17 protein-coding genes are annotated in these 15,359 nt (G+C 42.1%); 14 read left to right on the forward strand and 3 right to left on the reverse strand.

Annotated features, from left to right (window positions below):
- Positions 1–157: 157 nt before the first annotated feature.
- Complete coding sequence (yfcE, locus tag OCV72_RS13750; protein ID WP_055284364.1) at positions 158–691, reverse strand: phosphodiesterase; 534 nt, start codon at positions 689–691, stop codon at positions 158–160.
- A gap of 186 nt (positions 692–877) precedes the next feature.
- On the opposite strand from yfcE, the gene pepT reads away from it, so the two are divergent.
- The 5 genes from pepT (at position 878) to OCV72_RS13775 (ending at position 5,753) form a co-directional block, all read left to right on the forward strand.
- Positions 878–2,095, forward strand: a complete 1,218-nt coding sequence (gene pepT, locus OCV72_RS13755) for a peptidase T (protein WP_055284365.1) — start codon at positions 878–880, stop codon at positions 2,093–2,095.
- Positions 2,096–2,224: 129 nt separating this feature from the next.
- Complete coding sequence (locus OCV72_RS13760; protein ID WP_055284366.1) at positions 2,225–3,544, forward strand: M18 family aminopeptidase; 1,320 nt, start codon at positions 2,225–2,227, stop codon at positions 3,542–3,544.
- 30 nt (positions 3,545–3,574) lie between these two features.
- The gene (locus tag OCV72_RS13765; RefSeq protein WP_022416019.1) at positions 3,575–4,267 is read left to right on the forward strand and encodes a GntR family transcriptional regulator; all 693 of its coding nucleotides are present in this window, start codon (positions 3,575–3,577) and stop codon (positions 4,265–4,267) included.
- A gap of 310 nt (positions 4,268–4,577) precedes the next feature.
- Complete coding sequence (locus OCV72_RS13770) at positions 4,578–4,796, forward strand: hypothetical protein (RefSeq protein ID WP_055284367.1); 219 nt, start codon at positions 4,578–4,580, stop codon at positions 4,794–4,796.
- A gap of 108 nt (positions 4,797–4,904) precedes the next feature.
- The gene (locus OCV72_RS13775) at positions 4,905–5,753 is read left to right on the forward strand and encodes a YitT family protein (protein ID WP_055284451.1); all 849 of its coding nucleotides are present in this window, start codon (positions 4,905–4,907) and stop codon (positions 5,751–5,753) included.
- A 105-nt stretch (positions 5,754–5,858) separates the two neighbouring features.
- Here the strand turns inward: OCV72_RS13775 and OCV72_RS13780 are convergent, their stop codons facing one another.
- Complete coding sequence (locus OCV72_RS13780) at positions 5,859–7,076, reverse strand: aminotransferase class I/II-fold pyridoxal phosphate-dependent enzyme (RefSeq protein WP_055284368.1); 1,218 nt, start codon at positions 7,074–7,076, stop codon at positions 5,859–5,861.
- Between the two features lie 206 nt (positions 7,077–7,282).
- Between OCV72_RS13780 and OCV72_RS13785 the strand changes: the two genes are divergently transcribed.
- From OCV72_RS13785 to OCV72_RS13795, 3 genes are all read left to right on the forward strand, one after another.
- Positions 7,283–8,224 (forward strand): LysR family transcriptional regulator, encoded by a 942-nt coding sequence (locus OCV72_RS13785; protein ID WP_055284369.1) that lies wholly within the window; start codon positions 7,283–7,285, stop codon positions 8,222–8,224.
- A gap of 151 nt (positions 8,225–8,375) precedes the next feature.
- The gene (locus tag OCV72_RS13790) at positions 8,376–8,537 is read left to right on the forward strand and encodes a hypothetical protein (protein ID WP_171029252.1); all 162 of its coding nucleotides are present in this window, start codon (positions 8,376–8,378) and stop codon (positions 8,535–8,537) included.
- 1 nt (position 8,538) lies between these two features.
- Entirely contained in the window at positions 8,539–9,225 is a 687-nt protein-coding gene (locus tag OCV72_RS13795) for an HAD family hydrolase (RefSeq protein WP_081021080.1), read from the forward strand.
- Positions 9,226–9,371: 146 nt separating this feature from the next.
- Here the strand turns inward: OCV72_RS13795 and OCV72_RS13800 are convergent, their stop codons facing one another.
- Positions 9,372–10,232, reverse strand: coding sequence for a class I SAM-dependent methyltransferase (locus OCV72_RS13800; protein ID WP_055284453.1), 861 nt, complete (start codon positions 10,230–10,232; stop codon positions 9,372–9,374).
- Between the two features lie 336 nt (positions 10,233–10,568).
- Between OCV72_RS13800 and OCV72_RS13805 the strand changes: the two genes are divergently transcribed.
- The 6 genes from OCV72_RS13805 to OCV72_RS13830 are packed head-to-tail and all read left to right on the forward strand — an operon-like array spanning position 10,569 to position 15,356.
- Positions 10,569–11,480 (forward strand): substrate-binding domain-containing protein, encoded by a 912-nt coding sequence (locus tag OCV72_RS13805; RefSeq protein ID WP_055284371.1) that lies wholly within the window; start codon positions 10,569–10,571, stop codon positions 11,478–11,480.
- Position 11,481: 1 nt separating this feature from the next.
- Positions 11,482–12,357, forward strand: coding sequence for a phosphate ABC transporter permease subunit PstC (gene pstC, locus OCV72_RS13810; protein WP_055284372.1), 876 nt, complete (start codon positions 11,482–11,484; stop codon positions 12,355–12,357).
- Positions 12,350–13,213 carry a phosphate ABC transporter permease PstA gene (gene pstA / locus OCV72_RS13815; protein WP_055284373.1) on the forward strand — a complete coding sequence of 288 codons (864 nt, stop codon included), beginning with the start codon at positions 12,350–12,352 and terminating at the stop codon, positions 13,211–13,213. Before pstC ends, pstA begins: the two co-directional genes overlap by 8 nt.
- Positions 13,214–13,258: 45 nt before the next feature.
- Positions 13,259–14,008: a phosphate ABC transporter ATP-binding protein PstB gene (gene pstB / locus OCV72_RS13820; RefSeq protein ID WP_055284374.1), complete on the forward strand. Its 750-nt coding sequence runs from the start codon at positions 13,259–13,261 to the stop codon at positions 14,006–14,008.
- A gap of 3 nt (positions 14,009–14,011) precedes the next feature.
- Positions 14,012–14,665, forward strand: coding sequence for a phosphate signaling complex protein PhoU (gene phoU, locus OCV72_RS13825; RefSeq protein ID WP_055284375.1), 654 nt, complete (start codon positions 14,012–14,014; stop codon positions 14,663–14,665).
- 16 nt (positions 14,666–14,681) lie between these two features.
- A complete protein-coding gene (locus tag OCV72_RS13830) occupies positions 14,682–15,356 on the forward strand; it encodes a winged helix-turn-helix domain-containing protein (protein ID WP_055284376.1) in 675 nt (224 codons plus the stop codon).
- Positions 15,357–15,359 lie beyond the last annotated feature (3 nt).

Consider the following 15,359-nt stretch of genomic DNA (forward strand, 5'->3'; position numbering starts at 1 on the left):
GTCCACTACGGTACACAATCTTGTCAAAAGCCTTGAAAATCCGCTAATGACAGCTGATTACTGTAACCTTCCGCTGTCACAACCGTTACGCACTTGCCGTTCTTAAGGCATTTGATGCCTACTTTTTATGCAGGTCTGGGTAGTCATGCCTTCTAAATTAAATCCCAACGATATTTCCTTCCAGATCCTTCCAGGTGAATTCGCCGCCCTCGCAGATCATATATCCATGAGCAGAACCTTCCTTAGGAATTGATACAGAACCTGGATTCATATAGATAAAATCCCCCATATCTTCATTTGCAGGAATGTGTGTATGACCATTCAGAAGAATATCTCCTTCTTTCAACATCGGAGGATTCTTTGGATTGTGATGATGTCCGTGAGAAGCGAAGATGGTGCGCCCGTCAATTTCAAGGAAGCAGTAGTCGGCAAGAATCGGGAATTCCAGTACCATCTGGTCTACTTCCGTATCGCAGTTACCGCGGACACAGAGCAGCTCCTGTTTCATAGGATTTAACATGGCAATGACTTCCTTTGGATTGTAATCTTTTGGCAGGTCATTGCGTGGACCGTGATAAAGGATGTCTCCGAGAAGGAGAAGACGGTCAGCATCTTCACGTTTGTAAGCTTCGAGCATTTTACGGCAGTAGTAAGCGGAGCCGTGGATATCGGATGCAATCATTAATTTCATATGTATGTACCTCACTTTGATATGATATAAATTAGTTGTTATTATAACATCTAGAAGAATTTTAACATAAATTCAAAGAAAAATATAACAAAATTAAGAACATTATATTGTCGACATTCGCCAATATACATTTAACAAAGGATGATTTACAATAAGAATATGAAATGCAGAAAGCGAGGAAGTAAGATGAAAGCTTACGAAAGATTTTTAAAGTATGTGTCCGTGTGGACAACAAGCGATGAGAACAGTGAGACTGTTCCATCAGCAGACAGAGAACTGGTACTTGCAAAGTTACTGGTAGAAGAGATGAAAGAACTGGGAATCGTGGATGCGAGAGTGGACAAGAAAGGATATGTATATGGTTCTGTTCCGGCAACACCGGGATGTGAGAAGGCACCGGCATTGGGACTGATCGCACATATGGATACAGCACCGGATGCATCCGGAGACAATATTCATCCGCAGATCATTGAGAACTATGATGGGAAAGATGTGGTACTTGGAACAAGCGGAAAGATGATTAAAGTAGAAGAATTCCCGTATCTGGCAGATTTAAAAGGACGGACTTTGATCACAACGGACGGAACGACACTTCTTGGGGCAGATGACAAAGCAGGAATTGCAGAAGTACTGACTGTTGTAGAAGAGATCCTGACAGACGGAACTCCACATGGAAAAATTTGTATCGGATTCACACCGGATGAAGAGATCGCAAGGGGAGCGAAGCATTTCGATGTAGAAGGATTCGGAGCAGATTACGGATATACTTTAGATGGAAGCGCCGAAGGTGAGATCCAGTATGAGAACTTCAATGCATCTACAGCATTTATCACGATCCATGGTGTCAGTGTACATACAGGAACTGCAAAAGATGTACTGGTGAATTCGCAGACGATCGGAACAGAATTCCACCAGATGCTGCCGGTATCAGAAAGACCGGAGACAACGGAAGGGTACGAAGGATTCTATCACCTGGTAAGCTTTCATGGAAATGTTACAGAGACAAAGATGAAGTACTTTATCCGTGACTTTGATACAGAAGGATTCCATGCAAGAGCAGCAAAAATGCAGGAGATTGCAGGCAGTCTGAATGAAAAGTATGGAGCAGGAACGGTTGAAATTGAGATAGTAGAATCTTATTACAATATGCGTGAAAAGATCAAACCATGTATGCAGCTCATTGAATATGCGAAGAAAGCGGCCGAGAATGCAGATATCGTTCCGGATGTTGCGCCAATACGCGGGGGAACGGATGGTGCAAGATTAAGCTTCAAAGGACTTCCTTGTCCGAATCTTGGAACAGGCGGATATGCATTCCACGGGGTATATGAGCACATTACAGTAGAAGGAATGGATAAAGCTGTTGTGATGGTAAAAGATATCGTTGGTATGTTTGCAAAATAAACAGGGATTTCTTTGGCGGTTGGTGCTTGTTTGCAATGACGATCTGATGTATTATGGGGAAGTACAGTAAAGAACCGTTTACATTTGTCAGACAGGAACGGAACAAAACGGAAGATGAAGAGGAATATAATGGAAACAAATATCATATCAGAACTGACAACATTTATAGAACATGCACCGACAGCATTTCATGCGGTTGCAGAGTTAAAAGAGATCCTGAAGCAGGAAGGATTCGAAGAATTAAAAGAGTCAGAAAAGTGGAAGATCAAACCTGGGAAAAGATACTATGTAACAAGAAATAATTCCAGTATCATTGCAGTAAAAGCCGGAAAAGAACTGGACAACTACAGTTTCCATGTGACAGCATCACACAGTGATTCGCCGGCATTTAAACTGAAAGAAAATGCGGAGATTGAGGTCGCAAAGAAATATACGGTACTGAATACCGAAGGTTACGGCGGTATGATCTGCCAGACATGGTTCGACAGACCATTGTCACTGGCCGGAAGAGTTATGGTTAAGAATGGGGAAGGAATCGAAACCAGACTCGTGAAGGTGGACAGAGATCTTCTGATGATTCCGAGTCTTGCAATTCATATGGACCGGAAAGTGAATGAAGGAAGAGCTGTTAATAAACAGATTGATATGTTACCGGTATTATCGGGAAGCGTGAAAGAACAAGGAGAGGTAAGATCCTTAGTTGCAGAAGAATTGGGATTAAAAGATACTGATATCTATGGCATGGATCTGTTCTTGTATAACCGTATGGGAGCGGTCAGATGGGGAAGCAACCGTGAATTTATCGGGTGTCCGAGACTGGATGATCTGCAGTGTGCATTTACATCCATGAAAGGATTCCTGGCAGCGGAAAATGAACAGAATATCAATGTCTATGCCTGTTTTGATAACGAAGAAGTGGGTTCGGGAACAAAACAGGGAGCTGCATCTACATTTCTTTATGATGTATTGTGGCGGATGAACAAAGCACTTGGAAAGAACGAAGAGGAATTCTACCGTGCAGTAGCAGGAAGCTTTATGCTGAGCTGTGACAATGCCCATGCGGTACACCCGAATTACAGGCAGAAGACGGATGCGACAAATTGCGTCTATATGAATGACGGCATTGTGATCAAATCACATGCCGGACAGAAATATACGAGTGATGCGGTCAGTGTGGCAGTATTCAGGATGATCTGCGAAAAAGCAGGCGTACCATTACAGTATTTTGCTAATCGTTCGGATGAAGCCGGGGGAAGTACATTGGGGAATATTGCGATGACGCAGGTGTCCATGAATACAGTGGATATTGGATTACCGCAGCTTGCCATGCACTCGGCCTATGAGACGGCCGGTGTAAAGGACACGGAGTATATGGTGAAAGCGGTAGAGACATTTTATGCATCGCATATACAGGCTGATTCGGATGGAAATTATCAGATTAACCAGTAGTTAGAAAAATAAGACAGGATAACAGAAGTTATGACAGAATTAGGATATAAGACATTACGTGAAAGTATTGTAGATATTATAAGAAAACGGATCATTAACAGGGAATTGCAGCCGGGGCAGAAGATTGTCGAACAGGAACTCGCAAAGGAATTCCAGACCAGTCGTGCGCCGATCAGAGAGGCACTGCGCGAACTGGAGAACGAAGGCTTGGTAGAATATGTAAGAAATGCCGGATGTTCTGTGAAAGAGATCACATTCGAAGAATCATTTGAAATCTATCTGATGCGTGCGAATTATGAGATTATGGCAGTGCGTCTTCTGGGAGGAAAGATACCGGAAGAAACGCTGCAGGAGATGGAAAAAATCCTGGAACGCATGAAGAATCTGGATGTGGACGAATATGATCAGCTGTTTTCATATGATAATAAGTTCCACAGCTGTCTGATCAGAATGACCGGAATGAAAAGTTTGTATAAGGCATGGAAAAGTCTGAATTATGGGAATATCGTAACGGGGTATAATCTGGCATCGGACAAAAAAGCAGTAATCACACGACAATATCCGATACATAAAGAACTGCTGGAAGCATGCAAGAGCAGGAAGAAAGAAGAAATCTGCAGGGTATTGTCGGATCATTATATGAGTACGATCCACAGACTTTTAAAAGAACAGGGAATGACGGAAGCAGACACGAAGTTTTCACTGGACTTTCTGATTTCATAAAGAAGTCGTAGAGGGATCTTGGAGAGCATGATTCCGGGAAAATGAATGATGGATGAAAAAGAGAAATGTTGGTGTAATGACACAGGCATTTCTTTTTTTGTCATGTGTTGTAAGGAGATGCCTGTAACGATCTTTTTAGTATGCAGCAGGTTTTGAAATGACAGATGTTGTGCATAAAATACAAAAAGAGATATAAAATACAAATAATATGTTGAAAAACATACAAAAATATGATATATTACATTCAATCATTGACGATTGTCGACAAAAGATATTAAAGCTTGCAGAACGTCCACAGGGAGATATGAATATGTTCAAAAAAGTAGGACTTGGATTTCTGTTTGTCGGACTGGCATTTGGTGTGATGGCATTATGTGAAATTACCCGTGGAGTCGGAGCAGATGCTTCGGTAAAAGCAAGTGTACTCTGGCCGGTATTCATCGGAATTTGTGCGATCATGCTGATATTTACCGTGTTGTTATTTGCTGCAAACCAGAAGCTGAATAGTCTGGTTGAGGGAGAAGAGTAGAAAAATATATCATCTGAAGCAGTCATAGGAAGGAAAGATGTACTCCTCTTTGCACAAAAAAAGAGGAGTACATCTTTGTGCAGAAATATTGAATTAAGGAAGAATGAAATGAAGATAACAAAAAAAGAATTTATTATGATGCTAGGCGGCATGTTCTTAATGTCGGCAGCTGTATATTATGAAATGATGCCAAATAATCTGGTGCTTGGAAGTCTGTCAGGACTGGTTCTTGTTCTGGTAAAGATCATTCCGTTACCGGTATCGACAATTACATTTGTCTTAAATATGGTACTGTTGGTCATAGGGTATATTTTTATCGGCAGGGAATTCGGTGTGAAGACCGTTCTTGCATCACTTATGCTTCCGATGTATCTGAGGATTTTTGAGATACTGACTCCGCATGTGGAATCCTTGTCCGGGAATATCGTGATCGATCTGGTATGCTTCATGATCGTGGTTGGTGCAGGACAGGCCGTCTTATTTAACATGAATGCATCCAGCGGGGGAATTGATATTGTTGCGAAGTTGATCAATAAGTATCTTGGATTTAAAATAGGACAGAGTATTACGATCATAGGTGTGCTCATATCGATGGCAGCAATCTTTGTATATGATCGAGAGACAATGGTAATAAGTCTTGTTGGTACGTTGATCTACGGTCAGGTATTAGACCGGTTCTGTGATGGATTCCATGTGCGTAAGAAAGTATCCATTCTTTCAAAGGAGCATGAAAAAATTCAGAGTTATATTGTAAGGGAATTACGCAGAGGTGCGACGATTTATCCGGCATATGGAGGCCTGGATCATGCAGAGCATGTAGAAGTTGTAACGATATTAGAAAAGAATGAATATGGAAAATTATTATCTTTCATCCACGAAACAGATGAACATGCATTTGTGACCGTCAGTACCGTAAATGAAGTAGTCGGAGCCTGGAATACAGTGAAAAGCAGATAAAAATACATTCCCGGATAACTGAAACATCGACGAAAAAAGAGAGATTGGATTTTTACCGGGAATGTATTTTATCTATGTACTATTTAAGGATGGCTGCTGCTCATATTATTTCTGCTTATATCCGTCAAGGAATGTTCCCATCCGGCGAATCGCATCACTTAAGATATCTGCCTGCGGAAGCATGACAATACGGAAGTGATCCGGATCTTTCCAGTCGAATCCACTGCCCGGAACGAGCAGGATATTGGTGGCATCCAGCAGATCATGAGCAAATTGCTTGTCATTGGTGATGTTGAATTTCTTCACGTCCAGTTTCGGGAAGACATAGAATGCAGCGTCATTTTTTATAAATGACAGACCGTCGATCTTCTCAAGTTCACGAACGGTTGCTTCACGCTGCTCATAGATTCTGCCGCCCGGCCGAACCATAGAAGCAGGTGTCTCCATATCATCAAGAGCTGCAGGGATGACGATCTGTGCCATGGTATTGGCGCACAGACGCAGAGATGTTAACTGGATGATGCCCTGTCTGTAATCCTCGGTCAGTTCTCTTGGACCGCTGATGACCATCCATCCGCAGCGGTATCCGCACAGACAGTGTGATTTGGACAGACCGTTTAATGTAATGACCGGAACATCCTCTGTCAGTGAAGCAAGAGAGATGTGCTGTTTGCCATCCATAACGAGACGGTCATAGATTTCATCTGCAAAGATCAGAAGTCCGGATTCTCTTGCAATCTGGATGATCTCAAGAAGGAGTTCCTTTGGATAGAGTACACCGGTCGGGTTATTTGGATTGATGATAACGATTGCTTTAGTTTTATCTGTGATCTTAGACCGGATATCCTTGATATCAGGATACCAGTTGGCTTTTTCATCACAGGTATAGAAGACCGGTTTCCCACCTTCAAGATATATGGAATTTCCCCAGAGGGAGTAGCTTGGAGAAGGAACTAAGACCTCATCTCCATCATTTAACAAAGGTGTTAAGGCGAAAGATACCACTTCGCTGACACCGTTACCGATGAATACATCATCTGATGTGATACCTTTGATACCTTTACTGGTCTCATAATCACAGATTGCCTGTCTTGCCTGAGGCATTCCTTTGAAGTCACAGTAGCCGACACCGTCCTGCATGTGTTCCAGCAGAGCGTTTTTGATGCTGTCAGGCAGACCAAAGCCAAAGGTTGCAGGATTCCCGGTATTTAATTTTAAGATATCGATTCCCTGTTTCTGGCGATTCATGGCTTCTACAAATAATGGACCACGGATATCAGAGTGTACTGGTTTCATGCGCCCGGCGCGTACGATTGGCTTCATAATTTTATTCCCCGCTTTTTATTATTTTATCTTTATTCCAATAAACCCCAAATTCATATTGGAATAATTGTTTCATTAATATAATGATACGTTCGTGTGGACAGAGAATCCAATACTTATAGTGTTATAACAATTATAAGAGTCTGACTATAGCTGTCATGTGAAAAGAGGAAACAGATGATAGCAGGATATGGGAGGTTACGTGTATGTTTGTATGGAAAAAATATGTTTATGAAGTGTATAAAGAAAGAAGTTTTACCAAAGCGGCACAGAATCTGTACATCAGTCAGCCGTCTTTGAGTGCAAGGATCAAAAAGATTGAAGAGATTATCGGGGAACCGTTATTTGACAGAAGTACAACACCGCTTCAGCTTACAGAGGTCGGAAAAGTATATATTGAGGCAGCGGAGGAGATCACCCAGATCGAACAGCGGGTAGAGAATTACATCAATGACCTGGCGGGTCTGAAGACGGGGAATCTTGCAGTAGGAGCAAGTACGCTGTTTGCCGCATATGTGGTACCGTCTCTGATCACCCAATTTAATCAGAAATTTCCGGATGTACATATTCAGCTGATAGAGGGGAATACAGCCGAACTGGAAGAAATGCTGGGCAGTAATGCGCTGGATTTTGTCATTGATAATTATCACTATGACAGTATTCTATATAATAAAGAATTATATTGCGAAGAAAATATATTACTTGCGGTTCCAAAACATTTTGCCGTAAATGAAGAACTGGGAATGTATCAGCTTTCTTATAAGAATATCAAAAATAAAAATTACCTGAGCCAGAAATATCCGGCAGTTCCGTTAGGGAGATTTGCGGATCTTCCGTTTATTATGCTGACTCAGGGAAATGATACCAGAACCAGAGGAGACAGGCTGTGCCGAAACGTCGGATTTAAGCCCAATATCGTGCTGGAATTCAATCAGCAGTCGACAGCATATATGGCCTCGTCTACGCAGCTTGGAGCAACATTCATCAGTGATATCCTGGTAAGCCAGCTCCCGACATTTGAAAACCTGGTGTATTACAAATTAGACGGAGAAGAAGCGAAGAGAAAAGTCTTCTTTTACTACAAAACACACAAGTACAAAACACGTGTGATGGAGGAATTTATCAGAATGATGCATGAACAAATCTGAAAAAAATGATAATATGCAAAAATTAATTAAAATGTAACATAATTTCAGAGAATAGTAAAAAAATTATGCTATAATCATAATATATACATTAGGATAAATCGATTATCGGAAAGTAAATTTCCTGCAAGATAATAAAAAGGGGGCTTTTGATATGACAGAGAATTTGATCAAAGATGTAAAGAAAATCCAACAGGCACTTATTAATAAAGAATCTGTCGGGGACGAGTTTGAAGAGAAGATGGAAGCCATACATAAATTAGAAGAAGTTGCGGATTATCTGAAGGATGCACTTGGAAGAGGCATTGAGTTCTAAAATGGATATAAAAGCATTTATATTTGATATGGATGGTCTGTTGTTCGATTCTGAGCGTATTGTACAGCGCTCATGGGAGATCGCAGGTGATGAATTGGGAATCCCGCATATGGGGGACGTCATCTATCACACACTCGGAATGAACCGCGCAGGCCGGAATGAATATTTCAGAAAATATATCCGGGAAGACTTTCCATTTGAAGAATTTGGAAGACTGACACGGGATAACTTCTGGAAAATTGTGGATAAAGAAGGTCTTCCACTGAAAAAAGGTGTAAAAGAACTGCTGGCATACGGAAAAGTACAAGGATATAAGATGGCGGTAGCGACATCTTCCAGCAGAGAGTATGCCATGGGGAATCTGATCCGGGCCGGAATAGATTCGTATTTTGACAGTGTGGTCTGTGGAGATATGGTTAAGAAAGCGAAGCCGGATCCGGAGATATATCAGAAAGCAAGTGAAAGTCTTGGAATACCGCCGGAATATTGCATGGCGTTTGAGGATGCTCCGGGAGGAATCCTGTCAGCACATCAGGCAGGAATGAAGGTGATCATGGTGCCGGATCTTGTACAGCCGACGGAGGAGATACGGAAACTTACATACCGGGTCTGCGATTCGTTGGCAGATGTAATAGAGGACGGGAAAAGTGGATTTTTTCCTGTCCCTGGCGGCTTTCAAACTAGATAAAAATGAAACAATTAGAGCAAGCGAAAACGGAACTGAAAAAAATATAGAAGCGTTTTCTGTGTATATGAGATCATGGTTAGAAACTTTTAAGCACAGAAAGCGCTTCTATATTTTATTCGGGACCAGGAAATTCAGTTCCTATTGCATTAAACCGCTTCCCATCTTCCAGAAGCCCCGCAAGGCAGCACCAGTCCGGAATGCGTAACAGGAAGTCCGATCTCCTGTGAATCCACATGTCCGTTCCATTTCTTGAGCTCCGTTCCAAGCATATAAGTCAGAACGGCCGGTGCAAGTCCTGTTGTATAGGAGTTGACCAGAAAGAATAATGGGTCATCCGACAGAATCTGTGTACATAACTTGATCAGCGGATGAATTGCATCCTCGATCTTCCAGATCTCACCTTTAGGTCCACGTCCGTATGACGGAGGGTCCATGATGATGGCATCATACTGATTGCCACGGCGGATCTCACGCTCTACGAATTTTACACAGTCATCGACCAGCCAGCGGATCGGTCTGTCAGATAATCCGGAAGAGGCTGCATTTTCCTTTGCCCATGCAACCATTCCTTTAGAAGCATCTACATGTGTAACACTTGCTCCGGCAGCAGCGGCTGCGAGAGTAGCACCACCTGTGTAAGCAAAGAGATTCAGTACTTTGATCGGTCTTCCTGCATTTCTGATCTTCTCAGAGAACCAGTCCCAGTTTGTTGCCTGTTCCGGAAAAAGACCGGTATGTTTGAAACTAAAAGGCTTCAGGTTGAATGTAAGGTCTTTATAATGAATCTGCCATTGTTCCGGGAGACTGAAGAATTCCCATTCCCCACCGCCTTTCTTACTGCGGTGATAGTGACCGTTCATATGTTTCCAGCCGCGTTCTGTCTTCGGAGTATCCCAGATTACCTGCGGATCCGGACGGACCAGAGTGTATTGTCCCCAGCGTTCTAATTTTTCACCATTACTACAATCGATTACTTCATAATCTTTCCATTGATCTGCAATCCACATAGAATTATAATCCTCTTTCTTTTTTATAATGTAAATTTTCTGTTTGTTTTTGTAAATAAGTAATAAGAACATATCAGAAAAAGCATTTTCAGACAGTCCTGTAGAGGAATTATAGCATGAAAAATTAAGAAATTCAATTTGAAAGCGCACAGTCATAAAATCCGGCTGTGAAAAAAGTGATTTTACATTTCTATAAAATTTCTGCATACACTTTACATATATTTAACAATCCACGGATTTTGGATTTAACATAGGTCCCTTAAGATAACTATTGTCGAAAACGACAAGGAAAAAAATCAGAATGAAAAAAGATGAGAATCTAAGGAGAGTATGATTATGAAGTTGAAAAAGTTTATTGCAATTTTATCAGTAGCAACAATGACAGCAGGACTTGCAGTCGGATGTGGAAGCTCCGACAGTGCTTCCTCAGATGACAAGAGCAGCAAGAGTGAAAGCGACTGGGATTCTTCAAATGATATCACAATTGTTTCAAGAGAAGATGGTTCAGGAACAAGAGGAGCATTCATCGAACTTTTCGGGATTGAGGAAAAGAAAGACGGCGAAAAAGTTGATATGACAACAGATGATGCACAGATCACAAACAGCACATCCGTAATGCTTACAACAGTAGCCGGAGATGATTATGCAATCGGTTATGTATCACTCGGATCATTAAATGATACAGTAAAAGCTTTAAAGATTGACGGAGAAGAAGCTACAGAGCAGAACATCAAAGATGGAAAATATAAAATCTGCAGACCATTTAACATTGCAACAAAGAAAGGTGCAGATAACGAAGTGGTAAAAGACTTCATTGCTTATATCATGAGTAAAGAAGGACAGCAGGTAATTTCAGACAACGGATATATCGGAGACGATTCAGCAGAAGCTTATGCGGGAAGCAAGCCATCCGGAAAAGCAGTTGTCGGCGGATCCTCTTCCGTATCACCGGTTATGGAAAAACTGATCGAGGCATATAAGAAAGTCAATACAGGAGCAGAGATTGAGCTTCAGACTACAGACTCTACAACAGGTATGACATCAGCAATCGATGGAAGTTATGATATCGGAATGGCATCACGTGAATTACAGGATGAAGAAAAAGATAAACTGGACAGCCAGGTAATTGCTACAGACGGTATTGCAGTTATTGTAAATAAAAACAATACAACAGATGAACTCAGCAGTGATCAGGTAAAGACAATTTACACTGGTGATGCAACCACATGGGATGAGGTAGTGAAATAATATGAAATCAAAAGCATGGACAGAGAAATTCATGCAGGGAGTGTTTGCAGTTGCCGCCTGTGCTTCAGTACTGGCGGTTGCACTCATTTGTATTTTCTTGTTTGCAAATGGAATTCCTGCAATGAGTAAAATCGGATTCGGGGAATTCCTGACCGGTGAATTATGGAAACCAAAGAATGACATATACGGAATCTTTCCGATGATCATTGGAAGTCTGTATGTAACGGCCGGCGCAATTATCATCGGTGTACCGATTGGAATCCTGACAGCAGTATTCATGGCATTCTACTGTCCGAAAGTAATCTATAAACCACTGAAGATGGCAACAGAACTTCTGGCAGGAATCCCATCCGTTGTCTATGGATTTTTCGGTCTTGTAGTTCTCGTACCGTGGGTAAGAGAAATCGGAAGAACACTTCATCAGGGGGGGAACGGAAGCAGTATGATCACAGCATCCATTCTTCTGGGAATGATGATCTTACCAACGATCATCGGACTTACGGAATCTGCGCTTAGAGCAGTTCCTACACAGTACTATGAAGGTGCGGTAGCACTTGGCGGAACACATGAAAGAGCAATCTTTACTGTTGTTTTACCGGCAGCCAAATCCGGAGTAGTGGCAGCTATTGTTCTTGGAATCGGGCGTGCGATCGGAGAGACGATGGCAGTGATCATGGTGGCTGGTAATCAGCCGAGAATGCCGGAAGGAATCTTCAGAGGAGTCAGAACACTGACAGCAAATATCGTAATTGAGATGGGATATGCATCCGGACTTCACAGAGAAGCACTGATTGCAACCGGCGTAGTTCTCTTCGTATTTATCCTTCTTCTGAACTTCTGTGTAGCACTTTTGAAGAGGGGGAAGAATTATGAGTAGTAATGAAGTAACATGGAAAGATAAGTTAAAAGCATATACCAGAACTCCTGGATCACTGATCGTAATGCTTCTTGTCATGCTTTCTGCAATTATGACATTTGCAGTACTTATATTTCTGATCGTATATGTGCTGGCGCATGGTGTTCCGTATTTGAAACCATCCATTTTCTCACTTCATTATACATCGGAAAATGCCTCGCTGATGCCGGCATTGATCAACACAGTGATCATGACCCTGTTATCACTTCTGATCGCAGTTCCATTTGGGATCTTCGCAGCGATCTTCCTTGTGGAATATGCAAAACGTGGGAATAAATTTGTAGAAGTAATCAGACTTACAACAGAGACGCTTCAGGGAATTCCATCTATCGTATATGGACTGTTTGGTATGCTGTTCTTTGTAAATACCTGTAAATGGGGATTTTCGATTCTGGCAGGAGCGTTTACTCTTGCGATCATGGTATTACCGCTGATCATGAGAAGTACAGAAGAAGCATTGAAATCCGTACCGGATTCTTACAGAGAAGGAAGTTTCGGGCTGGGAGCAGGAAAATTACGTACAGTATTTCGGATCGTACTTCCATCGGCGATACCGGGAATCCTTGCAGGTGTGATCCTGGCGATCGGACGAATCGTCGGAGAGACAGCGGCACTGATCTATACAGCAGGTACTGTTGCAAAGGTGCCGAAGAATGTATTGAGTTCAGGAAGAACCCTGGCAGTGCACATGTATAATCTGTCAAGTGAAGGCCTTTATATGAATCAGGCTTATGCGACGGCTGTAGTACTGCTGGTTCTGGTAGTTGTGATCAATACCCTGTCGGGCATGATCGCCAAACGGATTACAAAAGCATAGCAGCTGTACAGAGATAAATCAGAAAAAAACAGGAAGGAATCATACATGAGTAAAATAAGTATCAAGAACATGGAACTTCATTACGGTGATTTCCATGCTCTGAAAAATGTGAATCTTGAGATAGAAGCGAATAAGATCACAGCATTCATCGGTCCATCCGGATGTGGAAAGTCTACATTATTAAAATCAATCAACCGTATGAATGATCTGGTAGAGGGATGTAAGATTGACGGAGAGATTCTTCTGGATGGCAAGGATATTTTCCGTGATATCGATGTGAATTTATTAAGAAAGAGAGTTGGAATGGTGTTCCAGAAACCGAATCCGTTTCCAATGAGTATCTATGATAATATTGCTTATGGACCAAGAACCCACGGAATACGTTCAAAAGCAAAATTGGATGACCTGGTAGAAAAATCCTTAAGAGATGCGGCAATTTGGAATGAATGCAAGGACAGATTAAAGACCAGCGCACTTGGAATGTCAGGCGGCCAGCAGCAGAGACTTTGTATTGCAAGAGCACTGGCGGTGCAGCCGGAAGTGCTCCTTATGGATGAACCGACATCGGCACTGGATCCTATCTCGACATCTAAGATAGAAGACCTTGCGATGGAATTGAAAAAAGATTATACTATCGTTATGGTAACACATAATATGCAGCAGGCGGTACGTGTGTCTGATAATACGGCATTCTTCCTGTTGGGAGAAGTCATTGAATATAATGAAACAGAAAAATTATTTTCGATTCCGGCAGATAAGAGAACGGAAGATTATATCACAGGGAGGTTTGGCTAGGATATGCGTAATCGGTTTGATCAGCAGCTGGAGTTACTTAATGAGCAGCTTACACGTATGGGTGAATTATGTGAAGTTGCAATCGGAAAAGCAACAACAGCATTAAAAGAAGGAAGTATGGAACAGGCACAGAAGGTGATCGAGGCAGATGAAGAGATCGATCAGGCAGAGACAGATATTGAAAGACTTTGTTTGAAACTGCTTCTCCAGCAGCAGCCTGTGGCAAAAGATTTGAGACAGATTTCAGCGGCATTGAAAATGATCACAGATATGGAACGTATCGGCGATCAGGCTTCGGATATTGCAGAGATCATCATTACAGAGGAGAAGTCGGAAGCACAGGACATTCCAAAGATCATCAAAATGTCAGAAGCGGCCGGAAAGATGGTGCGTGACAGCGTCAATGCATATGTGGAAAAAGACCTTGAACTTTCCAGAAAAGTTATAAAAGATGATGATATCGTGGATGAACTTTTTGAAGAAGTGAAGACAACACTGATCGACTTTATTGCGGAAAATAAAGGAGAGCAGGGGGGAGAGGCGATTGATCTGATCATGGTTGCAAAATATCTGGAACGTATCGCAGACCATGCAACAAATATCGCAGAGTGGGTGGAATTCTCTATCACAGGAATCCACAAGGCTTCTGTAGTATAAAGAAGGAGAAAGAGGAATGATTTTTTGTGTAGAAGATGACAGTAACATACGGGAACTGGTGGTGTATACCCTGGAGAGCACAGGGTTTCAGGCGCGCGGATTCGAAGATGGAAGTTCATTCCTTGAAGCTCTGGCATTAGAGACGCCAGAGCTTGTTTTGCTTGATATTATGCTGCCGGGAGAAGACGGAATGGAGCTTTTGAGTAAGTTAAAAGCATCTAAGAAAACGAGAGAGATTCCGGTCATCATGGTTACAGCCAAGGGAGCAGAATACGATAAGGTAAAAGGATTGGATTCCGGTGCGGATGATTATGTTACAAAACCATTTGGCATGATGGAGTTGATCTCACGTATCAAGGCTGTATTAAGACGCAGCGCAAATGGAAGCATATCCGGAGAGGATGCATTTGAGATCGGAGAGATCCGGCTGGATCCGAAGAAGCATGAAGTGACCGTTCACGGAGAAGTGGTGAACCTGACACTGAAAGAGTATGAATTATTGAAACGCCTGATGAAGAATTCGAATATTGTCCTTACCAGAGACCAGCTTCTGGAAGATATCTGGGGATATGATTTCGACGGGGAGACGAGAACCGTGGATGTGCATGTCAGAACTTTAAGACAGAAGCTTGGAGATGCAGGCGAACAGATTGAGACGGTCCGCGGAGTCGGATACCGTATGAGCAGGTAATAA

The sequence above is a fragment of the Dorea amylophila genome (genome assembly GCF_025567265.1).
Taxonomy (GTDB): Bacteria; Bacillota; Clostridia; order Lachnospirales; family Lachnospiraceae; genus Dorea_A; species Dorea_A amylophila.

What these genes read in the sequence shown, in the direction of transcription:
- OCV72_RS13805 (WP_055284371.1), top strand. Translation starts at nt 10,569, where the DNA reads ATGAAGTTGAAAAAGTTTATTGCAATTTTATCAGTAGCAACAATGACA.
- OCV72_RS13760 (WP_055284366.1), top strand. Translation starts at nt 2,225, where the DNA reads ATGGAAACAAATATCATATCAGAACTGACAACATTTATAGAACATGCA.
- OCV72_RS13775 (WP_055284451.1), top strand. Translation starts at nt 4,905, where the DNA reads ATGAAGATAACAAAAAAAGAATTTATTATGATGCTAGGCGGCATGTTC.
- OCV72_RS13765 (WP_022416019.1), top strand. Translation starts at nt 3,575, where the DNA reads ATGACAGAATTAGGATATAAGACATTACGTGAAAGTATTGTAGATATT.
- OCV72_RS13780 (WP_055284368.1), bottom strand. Translation starts at nt 7,076, where the DNA reads ATGAAGCCAATCGTACGCGCCGGGCGCATGAAACCAGTACACTCTGAT.
- pstA (WP_055284373.1), top strand. Translation starts at nt 12,350, where the DNA reads ATGAGTAGTAATGAAGTAACATGGAAAGATAAGTTAAAAGCATATACC.
- OCV72_RS13800 (WP_055284453.1), bottom strand. Translation starts at nt 10,232, where the DNA reads ATGTGGATTGCAGATCAATGGAAAGATTATGAAGTAATCGATTGTAGT.
- OCV72_RS13770 (WP_055284367.1), top strand. Translation starts at nt 4,578, where the DNA reads ATGTTCAAAAAAGTAGGACTTGGATTTCTGTTTGTCGGACTGGCATTT.
- OCV72_RS13795 (WP_081021080.1), top strand. Translation starts at nt 8,539, where the DNA reads ATGGATATAAAAGCATTTATATTTGATATGGATGGTCTGTTGTTCGAT.
- pstC (WP_055284372.1), top strand. Translation starts at nt 11,482, where the DNA reads ATGAAATCAAAAGCATGGACAGAGAAATTCATGCAGGGAGTGTTTGCA.
- OCV72_RS13830 (WP_055284376.1), top strand. Translation starts at nt 14,682, where the DNA reads ATGATTTTTTGTGTAGAAGATGACAGTAACATACGGGAACTGGTGGTG.
- pepT (WP_055284365.1), top strand. Translation starts at nt 878, where the DNA reads ATGAAAGCTTACGAAAGATTTTTAAAGTATGTGTCCGTGTGGACAACA.
- OCV72_RS13790 (WP_171029252.1), top strand. Translation starts at nt 8,376, where the DNA reads ATGACAGAGAATTTGATCAAAGATGTAAAGAAAATCCAACAGGCACTT.
- pstB (WP_055284374.1), top strand. Translation starts at nt 13,259, where the DNA reads ATGAGTAAAATAAGTATCAAGAACATGGAACTTCATTACGGTGATTTC.
- phoU (WP_055284375.1), top strand. Translation starts at nt 14,012, where the DNA reads ATGCGTAATCGGTTTGATCAGCAGCTGGAGTTACTTAATGAGCAGCTT.
- OCV72_RS13785 (WP_055284369.1), top strand. Translation starts at nt 7,283, where the DNA reads ATGTTTGTATGGAAAAAATATGTTTATGAAGTGTATAAAGAAAGAAGT.
- yfcE (WP_055284364.1), bottom strand. Translation starts at nt 691, where the DNA reads ATGAAATTAATGATTGCATCCGATATCCACGGCTCCGCTTACTACTGC.